Here is a 13,880-nt window from a genome sequence, read left to right on the forward strand (position 1 = left end):
CCTATCCGTGTAACGGCGGAACACCGTGTTTCCCTACTTAACATTCAGGAAACCTCTCGTAAGGCCATTCAGCTTTTATTCACGTACCGGAATTTCACCACCACCGGTTCTCTGCAACGCTTCATGAAAGCATACTCTTCTTACTCATTGATTTTCGTGTATATAAGTTTTAAAAAAATACAAAAAAGCCCCCCATCCGAAAAGGACGAGGAACCCGTGGTACCACCTTTATTAGCTGAAAATTACAGCTCACTTTAGCAATATCAAGCAAGATTGCTTAATATTCGTCTCGTATAACGATGAGACTTGATCGCCAAAGCCTACTGAATTGTTAAGTTCGGTTTGGAAGCTCAGAAGTCCATTCATCTAACCTTCACACTGATTTACACCAACCACCAGCTCTCTTTTGTGAACTATTAGATTACTACTCTTCATCATAGCTTGAATCGATTAAGTTATTGAAATCAATATTAAATTAGATTTCAGGTGATGTCAAGATTTATTTTAGATAATCGTTTGACAAAATTCGAGAAGTGCCTGTCACTTGTCGAATAAAAACGCTTGAGGTGTCTGGATTCAATAATTCTTTTCACTAAATACTGTTTCAAACAAGCTAATTTATGCTATTTTAAATATATAAGATTTTTCAATAAAAGGGAGTTCTGATGATGAAAAAAACAAAGGTTGGTATTATTTTTGGTGGGAAATCTGCAGAACACGAAGTATCTTTACAGTCAGCTAAAAACGTTGTAGACGCAATTGATCGAGATAAATATGAAGTAATTCTAATAGGTATTGATAAACAAGGGAAATGGCATGTTAATGACCAATCTTCTTACCTGATAAATGAAGAAAATCCAAAGCTTATCCAATTAAATAAATCAAATGAAACGTTGGCTGTGGTACCGGGACAAACGGATAACCAGTTTATCTATAAGTCAAACGCTAATGCGCTGGATCAATTAGATGTTGTATTTCCGATAGTGCATGGCACCTTGGGAGAAGATGGTAGTTTGCAAGGTATGATGCGGATTGCGAATCTTCCATATGTCGGTACGAATGTCTTAGGATCTTCTGTATGTATGGACAAAGATATAGCAAAACGCCTTCTTAAAGAAGCAAACATTAGTGTTGCTAACGGTCTTGCGTTTTCACGTTCTAAACGCAACCAAATTAATTACAAGGAAGCTAAAGAAAAATTAGGTGTCCCAATGTTTGTTAAACCTGCTAACCAGGGATCTTCTGTAGGTGTTAGTAAGGTGACAACGGAAACTGAATTTGAAGATGCTGTCGATACAGCATTTCAATATGACCATAAAGTTATAATTGAAGAAAATTTAAATGGTCGGGAAATAGAGTGTGCGGTGCTAGGAAATGAAGATCCAAAAGCTTCTATTCCAGGTGAAATTTTACCGCAGACAGAATTTTACTCGTACGAATCAAAGTACATTGATGAAAGTGGGGCAAAGCTTGCTGTACCAGCTGACCTTTCTGATGAAATTGTTAAAAAAGTTCAGGAAGTGGCGGTTGAAGTGTTTCAAACGCTTGAATGTGAAGGTTTAGCGAGAGTAGATTTCTTTTTAACTGAAAACGGAGATATTTATGTAAATGAAGTTAACACTTTACCTGGTTTCACACGTATCAGCATGTACCCTAAACTGTGGGAAATAAGTGGTGTTTCATATCCAGAGTTAATTCATCAACTAATTGAACTCGCTATTGATCGACATGAAAAAAATAATATGTTGAAAAGTGCAGTATGGGATGAAGAATAGTGTAACAAAGAAAAGACACCCATTAACAGTTGGTGTCTTTTCAATTTTCAGTTACCCTTGAAAGATTGAAAATTTATCGCTGATGGATATCCTATCTTTCTTTATTGGTGGTTCGTCAAAGTATCCTAGGTGTAAAAACCCAACAATTTTCTCACTGTCATTTACTTTCAGAAGTTCTTTTACATGTGGGTCATAAATATGTGGGTTGGTCTTCCAAACCACACCTAGTTGCTTTTCCCATGCCAGGAGCTGAAAGTTTTGTATCATACATGCGGTTGCACCGAAGTTTTCATCCCATTGTTTTTGGTTGTCAGGTTCATCCATAATGACAACAAGAATGGCGCTAGGCTCATTAAGATATTCTTCACGGTTTACCTGTTTCTCCTCTGGGTATGTTGACGCTACGCTTTTTGCAAATGTTCCTAATTGATCTTCTCCTATATAAAGAAAGCGCCATGGCTGACGTAACCCGTGAGTTGGTGCCCACTTTGCATCTTCTAATAGTCCCAAAACTACAGTATCGGTCACTGTTTGATCACTGTAATTTTTCTTAACTGATCGTCGTTCCCGAATAACTTTTGCCAATTCGGTCTGGTTTTTTGTTTGTTTCAACTTGGTGTCCTCCTCTTTGTTATGTCAAGTATCTATATGGATTAATTATGGATTAATTGATAATTATTTTCAATTAAATTGTAGCGAATAAAAGGGTTAAAATCAACTAAAACTTTAATAAATTTGTTCATGTGATAAAATAAGATCTAACCATACAGGTAAGAAAAAACTTGATCAGTCATATGAATCACTCTTAATAATAGACAGGGGAAAAAGTCATTCTATCGATTGTAAGATAAGGGCTAACATGTGAATTATTTCACATATATATAGAGGGGGGCGAAAATTGAAGGCGTTTTTACATCGGAAAGGGGTATCTTTATCCTTAAAGGAGTATTTAATTACTGCACTTAGCTTTATGGCTTTAGGTTTATTTTCATCGCTAATTATTGGACTTATCATTCAAACAGTTGGAGAACAGGCTAATTTTCTACCATTATTTATTCAGGATGCTTTAGTGGAAATGGGTACATTTGCCATGGATACTAAAATCATGGGTGGTGCAATTGGGGTTGCAATTGCTTATGGTTTAAAGGCACCACCACTGGTTTTATTCTCAGCATTATTTGCTGGAGCGTTTGGGGCAGAATTAGGCGGTCCTGCCGGAAGCTATGTTTCCGCTTTATTAGCAACTGAATTCGGTAAATTAGTATATAAGGAAACACGAGTAGATATAATTGTTACGCCATTTGTAACGATAGGAATAGGTTTTATTACTGGAAGTATGATCGGTCCTCCAATTGATACGTTCATGGGATGGTTTGGTGAAGTGATTAATTGGTCGACTGGACAGCAACCATTTATTATGGGGATCCTTGTCGCTGTTTTGATGGGCTGGGGGTTAACAGCACCAATCTCAAGCTTGGCTATCGCAATTATGCTTGGGTTGGATGGACTCGCAGCAGGTGCAGCAACTGTTGGATGTGCCGCACAAATGATTGGATTTGCCACAGCAAGTTACCGGGATAATGGATTTGGCGGGTTTTTAGCACAAGGAATAGGGACATCTATGTTACAGGTTGCTAACGTTTTGAAAAAGCCAATCATTATATTACCACCAACTATAGCTGGGGCAATTTTAGCACCATTTGCAACAGTCTGGTTGGGACTGACCAATAATGCGTTGGGTGCGGGAATGGGTACCAGTGGTCTAGTTGGACAAATTATGACTTTTGAATCGATGGGTTTTTCAATGGAAGTGTTCTGGGCCATTCTTTTTCTACATATTATTGGACCGGCTATTATTAGTTTGTTGATCTCAGAGTGGTTTAGGAAAAAAGGATGGATTAAAGCTGGAGACATGAAAATTGAATACGAATAAATTCCACAACGTGACACTAATCACATTATAAAGATTTAAAGATCGCTATACTCATGTAGGGAAATAAGGAACTGTTATTTAAAATTTTTAAATGAGGTAGCAATAGGTTTACAAGTGGAAGGAAAACGAGCAATTATTGATGTCAGAGCACGAATTTTAAACGGGGAACATCCACGTAACGAAATTTTTGAGTATATTAAACAAGCTCCATTAGGTACGATCTTTGAGATTCATGTACCACATCAAGCACAGCCTTTTGTAGGTGGTTTAGAAGGAATGGGCATGAATGTTATTATAGATGAACTTGAACCAACGCATTATCCTTTGATGGCAGTTAAACTACTAGAAGTCTAATAATCCAAAAGCAGTTACTTGATAACCAAAAATCGAGTAACTGCTTTATTAATAGTAAGAAAAGTATAACTTGAGAATTATGTATATTTATCTACAGAATCATCCACGTCAAGCTCCGATGTACAGGACAAGAGGTCAAGGAAGACTTCGACAGCGATGAAAAAGCGAACTCCTTTCGAGGACATACTAGTGCCGGTAACGCTACAGGATAAGGAAAGCTTCCCTAAAAAAACATCGCACGAAGAAAAAGCGCTTTTCTTTTCGAGGAAGTGACGTTTTCATCGGCCAGCGCCTAGACACTCGAGACATAAGTAGTTCGACCTTGGTAAAGGCATCCAAACTACGCGATCTATACTTATGCTTGTCGTGTCATCAAGGCATTTCTGGCTTTTGTTCGCAGATAAGAAAGTATAAAACTTTCTTATCTGCATAAGTGCAACTAAGGCTTGGCGGTAAGCCGAATTTTCTAATGTACGATCTATTAATGATATAATCTTAGAGAGGAGTTGATGTAATGCGGACGTTTTTCGTAAGTGATATTCATGGGAATTTTGCAGCATTTAATACATTACTCAACTATGTTAAATTTTCTCCTTCTACAGACCATCTAGTAATCGGTGGAGATATGATTAATAGAGGTCCCAAAAGCGCCCAGGTATTGCAATGGGCACGGTATTATATGGAAAAATATCCCGAGACAATTCATGTCATCGCAGGGAACCATGAGGAAATGATGGTTTGGTTTGTAAACGACTTTTTGGAGATGAGAAGAAATGGGATAAGATAGAGGAGTATGCGAGTTGGCTGGAGGAACTTCCTCTCCTTTATGAAGATAAGCATGCTATTTTCACACATGCAGGAATCGATCTTCGTTACCCTAAAAATACACAGCCCCGTAAGGTTGTATGGATGAATTTAGGTGAATTAACAAGAATTAACAAAGAGTAACGAAAAATTGATATATAGAGGTCATAATCCGCATTCTACTGTTTTCGTCAAAGGTACGTTTATTAATTGTGACTTAGGTAGTAGTTTGGATACAGTTGAGAGCCCAGCACTTGCTTTAGTCGAAGTTGGAGAAAACAAATATTTCCGTTGTGGTGTTGATGGAAAGTTTAGCGAGCATGTAGTGATGTGACACGATAACGATTTCAAACACAACTATTAAACCAGTGCTAGATAATTTCATGGTAAGATAGTTGTAATTATATAATAGGGGGTGATTGATATGTTGAAAAAACTTTACTATACCTCAGAAATTACGGCCGCATCCCTTATCGGTACAGTAATCATTCTTTTGTTTTATTTATTTGAGGGAATTGCAGCCCATGGTATGGAAGTATTCACTGTCTTCACACAATTTATCATTGTAATTGTGGTTTACTTGATTGTATTTTTAATAGCATTTTTCTTTTTAATCAATCCATTTTATGATTTTTTAATTGGGAAACTTAGCACTATCGCTGCTACGATCATTATTATGGGGATAGCAAATGTAATTTTGATTGCAGGTTTGTATGTCGATACATCACATACAGTGTTGGAAGTAGTGATCGAACATCTCATGTTATTTATAGCTACTAATATATCCATTGTTTACTTTGCTATGAAAAAATCATCAACTTAAGGTGCCATGCTACAATCTTGTTATAACTAGAACGTAAAATGTGTCGAATGTCACAGCCCTGTTTACAGTAAATAGATATAATAAAATAAATGTGAATTTGAACATGGGGGTTTTTACCGTGACATTTTATGAGCTTCTCGTTTTTATACATATTTTTTCAGCAATACTGGGTATGGGTCCTGGTTTTGTGATGATTTATATTGTTACCAAAGCTAACAACATGACAGAATTGAAACATGCTTACGTCATTCGTAATCGTCTGCACATTTTCGTTATGGTTGGTGGTACGTTGCTATTAATAACCGGAGTATGGATGGGTTTTATAAATATGTATCTCTTTGGGCAAGGATGGTACGTGGTTAGTTTGGTTCTGTTTTTAATCGCATTAGCTTTTGGACCAACTGTGTTATCACCTAGGTCTAAACCAATTAAAGCATTGTTAAAAGAACAACAGGGAAATGAAATCCCAGCTGAATATTTCATGCTTTCCAAAAAGTTATTTTTCTTTGAACGTATTGAAAATATGATCTTTATCATTGTGATCGCTTTGATGATTTTAAAGCCGTTTTAATTAAATAGCTAAAAAAAACGCACCATTCCATGTTAACTGGTTCCCTTTAAGGGTGCAAAACAAATAACTAGCATGTGAAATCGTAAAAAATCTCACATGCTATTATTTATTATTGAAGTATCAAGTGTTGTAGCGTAAGTGTCTTCTGTTTAGCATTAGGATTAACTTAAAAATAGGCAAATACTGATAAATATCGAAATTCGCTGATAAAGTAGTAAAAAGTGCTGATAAAACGCCTAAAAGTGCTGATAAATCTCAATATTCGATGATAAACAGCACACTCGCACAAAAATAGCAGGGAAACCTAGGTTTCCCTGCTATTTTTTATGTTGTTAGGTGATATCAGGGGAATGCAGAGCATATATAAACAAAATTACTTCCCATACTACTGATCTATCGGAACTGCACCCCATTATTGAATTGTGGTTGATTTAAATGTCGTTGACTTTCTGCGGTGGCAGAAAACCTTCTTTATCTGTATTCCAAATTTTAATGCTAAGAGAAACCGCTTTAATTCTATGTTGGTGCACTCTTTTCGTTTAGGCTGTCACTTTGATATTCTTTTTCAATAATCCGGCAAGCATTGCAGTGACAATTGTACCGGTAATGATTGCTAATGCATAAAGAAGGAAGCTTCCGAATCCTCCCTCGACTAACCCCATAACGAAAATACCACCATGTGGTGCGCGTAGGCCGATGTCAAATAGCATTGTTAGTCCACCGGTTACTGCAGCACCGGCCATTACAGAAGGTATTACGCGTGCAGGGTCTGCTGCTGCGAAAGGAATTACACCTTCAGTGATAAAGCATAAGCCAAGAGGGTATGCTGTTTTTCCTGCTTCTCGTTCTTGTTTGGTGAATCGTTTTTTAAATAACGTTGTTGCAACCGCCATCCCAAGTGGTGGTACCATACCAGCTGCCATTACCGTAGCAATAAACGTATAGTTTTGTGCATCAAGCATAGCAATACCAAAAGTATAAGCAGCTTTATTTACTGGTCCGCCCATGTCAAATGCCATCATAGCACCTAAGATGATACCCACTAGTATTTGGTTGGTTCCCCCCATACCTTCTAAGAATGCGGAGATCCCTGAATATATTCTTGTTAATGGTGGATTGATAGTCATCATAATAATGCCAGTAAAAGCAATGCTGAATAATGGATAAAATAATACCGGCTTTAAGCCTTCAAGCGCATCAGGTAAACCTGCAAACATCTTTTTGACTAGTAATGTAATATAACCTGCAAGGAAACCTGCAATTAGTCCTCCAAGAAAACCAGACCCACCACCAGCTTCCTCGACACCCGTTACTGTGATAGCAATTAAACCACCAACCATACCTGGTGCAAACCCTGGCCGATCAGCGATACTGGATGCAATGAAACCTGCTAGAACAGGAACCATTAGGAAGAATGCCTTTCCTCCACCAATTTCATTGAGCATGGCCGCAAATGCATTATATTCATCACTATTAGGATCAGCAGCATTTATTCCCCAGAAGAATGAAAGGGCAATTAAAATACCACCCCCAACAACGAATGGAAGCATGTTGGAAACACCATTCATTAAGTGCTTGTAGAATCCACTTCGGCCTTCATCGGATGATTCACTATCTGATTTTTCGTGTTCATATATAGATGCATCTTTATTTACTGCTCTGTTTAATAAGTCGGTTGTTTCGTGTATTGCTTTCCCAACACCAGTTTGTATAACAGACTTCCCATGGAACCGTGCCATTTCTACTTTTGTGTCGGCTGCAACTATAATGGTATCAGCATCTTCAATATCTTTGTCTGTTAGACGGTTCTTGACTCCACCTGATCCATTTGTTTCTACTTTAATGGGAATCCCCATTTCTTTTGCTGTTTCAGAAAGCTTTTCGGCAGCCATGTAAGTGTGCGCAATTCCGGTAGGACATGCTGTCACAGCAAGGATCTTTTTATTTGATTCGGTCGATGAGTCAGCCGGTTCCTCTGGTGCATCTACCTCTCTTTCTTTTTCATCCAGAGCTCGCATAATATCTTCTTTGGTTGTGGCTTGTAAAATCTTATCGCGGAATTTTTGATCCATTAAAAAGGTGGACAATCTCGAAAGTGCTTCCAAATGTGCATTGTTTGCACCTTCACTTGCTGCAATCATGAAAAATAAGTGTGCAGGCTGTCCATCAAGCGAGTCATAATCAATGCCATCAGTTGAACGCCCAAACGCAATGGCGGGTTTCTTAACTGCTCCAGATTTTGCGTGTGGAATAGCAATACCTTCACCAATTCCAGTGGTACTCTGGTCTTCACGTTCTAGTATATCTTTATGGAAACTCTCTTTGTTGTTTAGGTTTCCTGCTTGATCTAACTTGTCAATTAACTCTGACAATACATTTTGTTTTGATCGTGATTCTAAATCAAGAATGATCGTCTCTTCTCTTAACAAATCAGTTATTTTCATTTCGATCACATCCTATTCATGTAATAAATTAATTCTAATCTCGCTTACTAATGATTCGACAGATCCTTTATTGCATAAGTCAGTACGGAATGCTGTTGCGCTACCACTTGCCACACCATAACGAAAAGCTTCTTTCACATCTTTATACTGGATATATGAGGCCAAAAAACCAGATACTAGCGAATCACCTGCACCAACTGTGTTAACAACAGTTCCATTTGGAGCTTTTGCTGAGAATGCTTGATCTTTTGTTACAAGAAGCGCACCTTCACCACCCATCGAGACAATGACGTGTCGAATACCATCCTCTGTAAGTTTCTTAGCGTAAAATAATGCTTCTTCTTTGGTTTTTATTTTTGTATCAAATAAGCCACCAAGTTCTTGTTGGTTAGGTTTGACTAGAAAAGGCTTCGTTTGGACTAAGTCTTTAAGTGCTGTACCAGAGGTATCTAGTACAAAGTGAACACCATTCTTATGACAAACAGCAGATAGAGCTTGATAAAAAGCTTTTGGTATCGAATTGGGTAGGCTCCCTGCTAAGACAAACCAGTCATTTACTTGTAATGCTTTTACTTTTGATAACAATTCCCTTTGTTGTTCGTGATTGATACTAGGTCCTGGGCCATTTAATTCGGTTTCTTCTTCTGACTTTATTTTCACATTAATGCGAGTAATATCCTGTGTAGCTATAAAATCTGTCTCGATTTGTTCATTGTGTAAAAATTGTTTAATGTAATCACCGGTAAAGCCTCCAGCAAAACCTAAAACAGTACTTTTTATGCCCAGTCTTTGCAATACGCGTGAAACGTTAATTCCTTTGCCGCCCGGATAATAGTAGACCTCGTTCGTTCGATTTAATTTTCCGGTACGAAATTCAGTCAAATACGTTGTGTAATCAATCGATGGTGTAATCGTGCAAGTATAAATCATGTAGCTATACCACCTTTACGGTTGTAATTTTTGATAAGGCTTCTACTTCATGCTGTTGAATGTTAGTTGATATAATATCCGCCTCGTTTAAATCATTAATTTTAGCAAAACTTACTTTATTAAACTTTGAATGATCTGCTAATACGTATGTTTCCTTGGAAAGCTTACTTGCTGTTTGCTTAATATTAGCTTCTTCTGGGTCTGGAGTTGTATATCCAAACTCCAAATGTATTCCATTAACCCCTATAAAACATTTATCAAAGTGATAATTTTGTAAGGATTGAATGGACTGAGGACCGATTAGTGCGCTCGTTTTTATCTTTATCAATCCGCCGGTTAGGTATGTTTTAATGTCATGTTCAATTAATGAATCTAAATGCGTTAGTCCGTTTGTAACGACCACGACATCTTTATGCTTTAAATAGGGAATCATCTGCAATGTAGTTGTACCAGCATCAAGAAAGATACAATCCCCATTTTGGACCAAGGTTGCACTGTGTTTAGCGATGTTTATTTTTTCTTGAAGGTTTTTGGTTGATTTTTCTATAATACTGTATTCTTGTAATTTACGTTCGCTTAACGTGGCGCCCCCATGAATACGTTCTAGTTTTTCCTGTTTCTCGAGTTCTGTTAAATCTCGTCGGATAGTTGAATCTGAAGCAGAGGTTGCTTCCGTTATATCTTGTATGGTGATCGTTTGCATTTCTTTTAATAAGTTCATAATAATACTGTGTCTTTCAGCAGTTAGCATATAACCAACACCTTATAGTTAATTTACTAATTTGAGTATAAAGTAAACGGTTGCAAAAATCAATCAAAAATAATCATAATCGATCAACCTCGTTCAAAAGATCATTTAATTTAGGAAAGAAGAAGAAGGAATAAGATAGGGACTTACTTTTTATTAGTAAAAAAAGTAAAAATTGAAAGATATCTATATTAATAGAATTAGCCACGTCCAGCTCCAACGCGTTAGACAATCGAGTTATCAGCAGTTCGGCTCCGTGTAATAAAGGCATCCACACTACGCGATTTGCTTATGCTTGTCGTGTCTTTCAGGCGCTTCTAGATTTTACTTCGTGTTTAGAATGGAATAAAAACGGTAATTATATATTGAAAACGTAACAAAACAGTGGTATAGTCGCATACAATATAATTTTAATGAAGAAACTTTATCAATAAGGAGTTGATATAAATGGAAAAGGTAACATTAGAACAAATTTTCACGTATCCTACAACTCAGAAGCATTTGAAAAGATCTGGTATAGCACATGCAATTTCTGTTGCAGAGTATGCTTATATATTTGCTAAAAGGTTTCAAGTTAATCCTGATCATGCTGCAAAAGCCGCATTGCTTCATGATGTAGGTCACTATACATGGTACCGTGATGGGGAATGGGATTATGACCAATATCAGGAAAATGATATTCATGCCATCAAAGGAGCGAGTCGTGCGCATAAATTATTAATTAAAATCGGAGAGGATCGACATGCTGCAAAGGAAATTGCTGTCGCTATTTTATTGCATACCGATTCTTATTTGCCAGGCGAGCTTAAATTAAAACCATTACAGCGAGTTGTTGCACTTGCTGATGAAGCAGACGAACAGTCTGGGGGAAATCATCATTACAAAACGATTGAAGAACATATAGCGTTAGAACGTATTCGTGCACTGGACAAGCAAATTACTAATGAATTAAGCAATACGCAAATTAAGAAATCAAAAGAAACTGTATAATGAAGTCACATGCCTCACTACACCCCAGCTTTACTCACCTAGATCTTCTATTGTTCATCTCCTCTTTTTTTTGTCAAAATTCTAGTAGAACTCCACATTTGTAAAATCAGTTCATGAATTATGATAATATTGACAATATATTGTTTGGTATAATTAATAGAAAAATTTTAAATGACGTTATAGATGGAGGATACTAATGAAACAATGGTCAAAAGATACCGAAATAAATGCCCCTATAAATAATGTATGGGAATTGTTTAATGGGTCGCTTGAGGATATGCAAAAAATAATGCCGAATGTTGTAGAGAATACTCCTATAACAGAAACGGTTGAAGGAGTCGGCAGCGTCTTTCGGCAAAAATACCAAGAAGGTAAGCGTGTTCAGGAATATGATGTTGAGACATTAATATATACGGACCAACCAGACTATAAGGAACTGAAAATCGGCTTTACACTTGCAAGATTATCTGAAATCACAGCACATTATGAGTTGAGGAAGATAGATGACGAAACGACATTCTTTCGTTACACAACGACAAATAGACCATTGAAATGGCTATTAAGAATATTGATGCCTTTAGTAGGGGATAGAGTAGTAGTTAAATTTGTTGATCGTGTAAAACGTGTAGCAGAAGAAGATAACGAATAATAAAAGGAGCTTAGGAGTAACGGGTTATTTTTCCTATCACAAACATTAAAAATGTAACGTAAAATGCCCATCAAGTTGTATGCAAATTTGATGAGCATTTTTTGTTGGTATAATAGAGATTTACTGTTTAAAATCCATTATAATTGTCGTGTGATTTGTACCCCCGATTTGTTTGGTAACAATAGCAAGTGTAAGTCTACATTTTGACCTGCAATTTCGTATGCAAATTAGCATACATAAATTTACCAATAAATTGGGAATCGTTTCGTTCCCCTTGATTCTACAAGGTATTCTGAATATTTATGGATGGCACAAGAAGAGCAGTCGCTTCTTGTGAAAAGAGGTAGATAATGGACGGAGAAATTTTAAGCGGACCCCAGTGCCCTTATTTGTGTCCAAAACAGTGATTTTTAAGGTCGAGCGGACTCAGGGGATCTTATTGCATGGAAAAACAGCTATAACTCCTAGCACTGTTACAAATAAGGTCTGCTGTGTCCGGCAACAGCGATAATTATACATAATGAAAGAAAATAAGGTCCAATGAGTCCGCAAAAAAGATAGGCTGTCTCCATGTTCAAGCAGTGTAGTTTCTAATCAAGTAACGAGGATGCTTTAGTTCAAAAAGAGTTGAAAATAAATATTAGAAAACTTAGCATTTGTTAAAGGGAATCTTAGTAAGCGAACTTTGCTTTCTTAGAGTCCCTTATGCTCTGGAGTGCAAGCCTTTATGGCGAATAACTTAGTTACACTTATGCAAATAAGGAAATTTTATGCTTTTTTATTTGCCAAGAAAAATCTCAGTCCAGTGAACAGAGAATTTTAAATTTTTAATTACGAAACACCACTTCTAATACAATGCGATTAATTGTACAAATTTAGGTACATTTTATAGTGTGATTTCGAGTTTTGCGGTAGGTAATGGAACCCGTTAGCTTAGGAGCGCCTTTTATTATTTATTAATCTTCATAGGTTGTAGTATCTAGCTGTGGATCACTGCGTTCGAAATCACTTCGTTTACCATAACGAATTAAATCAAAAATAACTCTACCGCTACTTGGTTGTCCGTCAGGGTAATACATCGGAATGGCATCGAAAAGTACAAAATAAAAAGAATAAAATATAAATTGATTCCAAAAGGTAACCATATCCAACATGTCATTTGCTAATAAAGCATTTATGATGAAGGCTACTGACACATTAGCAACTATAGGGGATGAGTATATAATGATATGTGCTAATTTGGCATCCGTTCTTAATGAGTCATAGGAACACCAACTATACATGAAGTAATATTTTCTTACCTCTAACAACCAAAACTTGAAAAAGTGAGGTCCTGAACCAATCGTTATTTTCGTTTCTTTAGCACCGAATAACTTACTGGCTATTACGTATCCTAATTCTCTCGTTATAGATACAATTGGTAAAATAATAAATATAGATAAAGCCAATTTTAAGAAATCCAAAACGCCAAACATCCTTATTCACCACCCTTTAATCTATCAAATGTCATTTCCACATTTGTCTATTTACTAAACAAATATTTTTTTCAATTTGGCTGTTCTTTTGAGAGAATAGATATATATTGCGACGTAACTTGAGATGATGGTTGGTGCTTTTACTCGCTCTGGAAATACACTTCGCGTACCTTAGGGAGGCTGGTGAGTTTCTTCATGCTGACGCATTTTTAGAGAACAGCACGTGTCCAAAGACCCCGCATAGTACGCCTGCGTCTTCTAGGAAGAATAGAAAAGAAAACTTTGCTATTCTGCATAAGTGCAACTATGGGCCGTCGTAAAGGCATGCCGAATGCCAAGTTTTCTAATAACGCTTCGAAGTATGCTTCCTCGGCGCAAGGGAAC

The 13,880-nt window shown here is 36.9% G+C and carries 14 protein-coding genes and 2 other annotated features (1 of these 16 cut by a window edge); of the genes, 9 read left to right on the forward strand and 5 right to left on the reverse strand.

Features of this window, described 5'->3' with window-relative positions; genetic code table 11:
• Positions 1-157, reverse strand: a binding site (T-box leader); it reaches 104 nt to the left of the window's first position.
• Positions 158-198: 41 nt separating this feature from the next.
• Positions 199-447: a binding site (T-box leader), on the reverse strand.
• A gap of 221 nt (positions 448-668) precedes the next feature.
• Entirely contained in the window at positions 669-1,775 is a 1,107-nt protein-coding gene (gene ddlA, locus ACFQ3N_RS07485; RefSeq protein ID WP_390361054.1) for a D-alanine--D-alanine ligase, read from the forward strand.
• A 51-nt stretch (positions 1,776-1,826) separates the two neighbouring features.
• Here the strand turns inward: ddlA and ACFQ3N_RS07490 are convergent, their stop codons facing one another.
• Positions 1,827-2,387, reverse strand: a complete 561-nt coding sequence (locus ACFQ3N_RS07490; RefSeq protein ID WP_390361055.1) for a nitroreductase family protein — start codon at positions 2,385-2,387, stop codon at positions 1,827-1,829.
• A 286-nt stretch (positions 2,388-2,673) separates the two neighbouring features.
• Here ACFQ3N_RS07490 and ACFQ3N_RS07495 point away from each other — a divergent pair, with 286 nt between their 5' ends.
• The 6 genes from ACFQ3N_RS07495 (at position 2,674) to ACFQ3N_RS07520 (ending at position 6,260) form a co-directional block, all read left to right on the forward strand.
• Positions 2,674-3,708, forward strand: a complete 1,035-nt coding sequence (locus ACFQ3N_RS07495; protein WP_390361057.1) for a PTS transporter subunit IIC — start codon at positions 2,674-2,676, stop codon at positions 3,706-3,708.
• A gap of 114 nt (positions 3,709-3,822) precedes the next feature.
• Positions 3,823-4,062, forward strand: coding sequence for an amino acid decarboxylase (locus tag ACFQ3N_RS07500; RefSeq protein ID WP_390361058.1), 240 nt, complete (start codon positions 3,823-3,825; stop codon positions 4,060-4,062).
• A gap of 514 nt (positions 4,063-4,576) precedes the next feature.
• Entirely contained in the window at positions 4,577-4,849 is a 273-nt protein-coding gene (locus tag ACFQ3N_RS07505) for a metallophosphoesterase (protein WP_390361060.1), read from the forward strand.
• 168 nt (positions 4,850-5,017) lie between these two features.
• Positions 5,018-5,200, forward strand: a complete 183-nt coding sequence (locus tag ACFQ3N_RS07510; RefSeq protein ID WP_390361062.1) for a hypothetical protein — start codon at positions 5,018-5,020, stop codon at positions 5,198-5,200.
• Between the two features lie 90 nt (positions 5,201-5,290).
• Positions 5,291-5,689: a hypothetical protein gene (locus tag ACFQ3N_RS07515; RefSeq protein ID WP_390361064.1), complete on the forward strand. Its 399-nt coding sequence runs from the start codon at positions 5,291-5,293 to the stop codon at positions 5,687-5,689.
• A gap of 118 nt (positions 5,690-5,807) precedes the next feature.
• Positions 5,808-6,260, forward strand: a complete 453-nt coding sequence (locus tag ACFQ3N_RS07520) for a DUF2269 domain-containing protein (protein WP_390361066.1) — start codon at positions 5,808-5,810, stop codon at positions 6,258-6,260.
• Positions 6,261-6,799: 539 nt separating this feature from the next.
• On the opposite strand, the gene ACFQ3N_RS07525 is transcribed toward ACFQ3N_RS07520, so the two are convergent.
• The 3 genes from ACFQ3N_RS07525 to ACFQ3N_RS07535 are packed head-to-tail and all read right to left on the reverse strand — an operon-like array spanning position 6,800 to position 10,385.
• Positions 6,800-8,704 (reverse strand): PTS fructose transporter subunit IIABC, encoded by a 1,905-nt coding sequence (locus ACFQ3N_RS07525; RefSeq protein ID WP_390361068.1) that lies wholly within the window; start codon positions 8,702-8,704, stop codon positions 6,800-6,802.
• Positions 8,705-8,716: 12 nt separating this feature from the next.
• A complete protein-coding gene (pfkB, locus tag ACFQ3N_RS07530) occupies positions 8,717-9,634 on the reverse strand; it encodes a 1-phosphofructokinase (protein ID WP_390361070.1) in 918 nt (305 codons plus the stop codon).
• A 4-nt stretch (positions 9,635-9,638) separates the two neighbouring features.
• On the reverse strand, positions 9,639-10,385 hold the full coding sequence (locus ACFQ3N_RS07535) for a DeoR/GlpR family DNA-binding transcription regulator (RefSeq protein WP_390361071.1): 747 nt from the start codon (positions 10,383-10,385) through the stop codon (positions 9,639-9,641).
• 444 nt (positions 10,386-10,829) lie between these two features.
• On the opposite strand from ACFQ3N_RS07535, the gene ACFQ3N_RS07540 reads away from it, so the two are divergent.
• Both ACFQ3N_RS07540 and ACFQ3N_RS07545 read left to right on the forward strand, forming a co-directional pair.
• On the forward strand, positions 10,830-11,372 hold the full coding sequence (locus ACFQ3N_RS07540) for an HD domain-containing protein (RefSeq protein WP_390361073.1): 543 nt from the start codon (positions 10,830-10,832) through the stop codon (positions 11,370-11,372).
• A 196-nt stretch (positions 11,373-11,568) separates the two neighbouring features.
• Complete coding sequence (locus ACFQ3N_RS07545) at positions 11,569-12,021, forward strand: SRPBCC family protein (RefSeq protein WP_390361075.1); 453 nt, start codon at positions 11,569-11,571, stop codon at positions 12,019-12,021.
• A gap of 956 nt (positions 12,022-12,977) precedes the next feature.
• Here the strand turns inward: ACFQ3N_RS07545 and ACFQ3N_RS07550 are convergent.
• Positions 12,978-13,484: a hypothetical protein gene (locus ACFQ3N_RS07550; RefSeq protein WP_390361077.1), complete on the reverse strand. Its 507-nt coding sequence runs from the start codon at positions 13,482-13,484 to the stop codon at positions 12,978-12,980.
• Between the last annotated feature and the right edge of the window lie 396 nt (positions 13,485-13,880).

It is taken from the genome of Virgibacillus byunsanensis (assembly GCF_042675965.1).
In the GTDB taxonomy this organism is placed as follows: Bacteria; Bacillota; Bacilli; order Bacillales; family Amphibacillaceae; genus Virgibacillus_R; species Virgibacillus_R byunsanensis.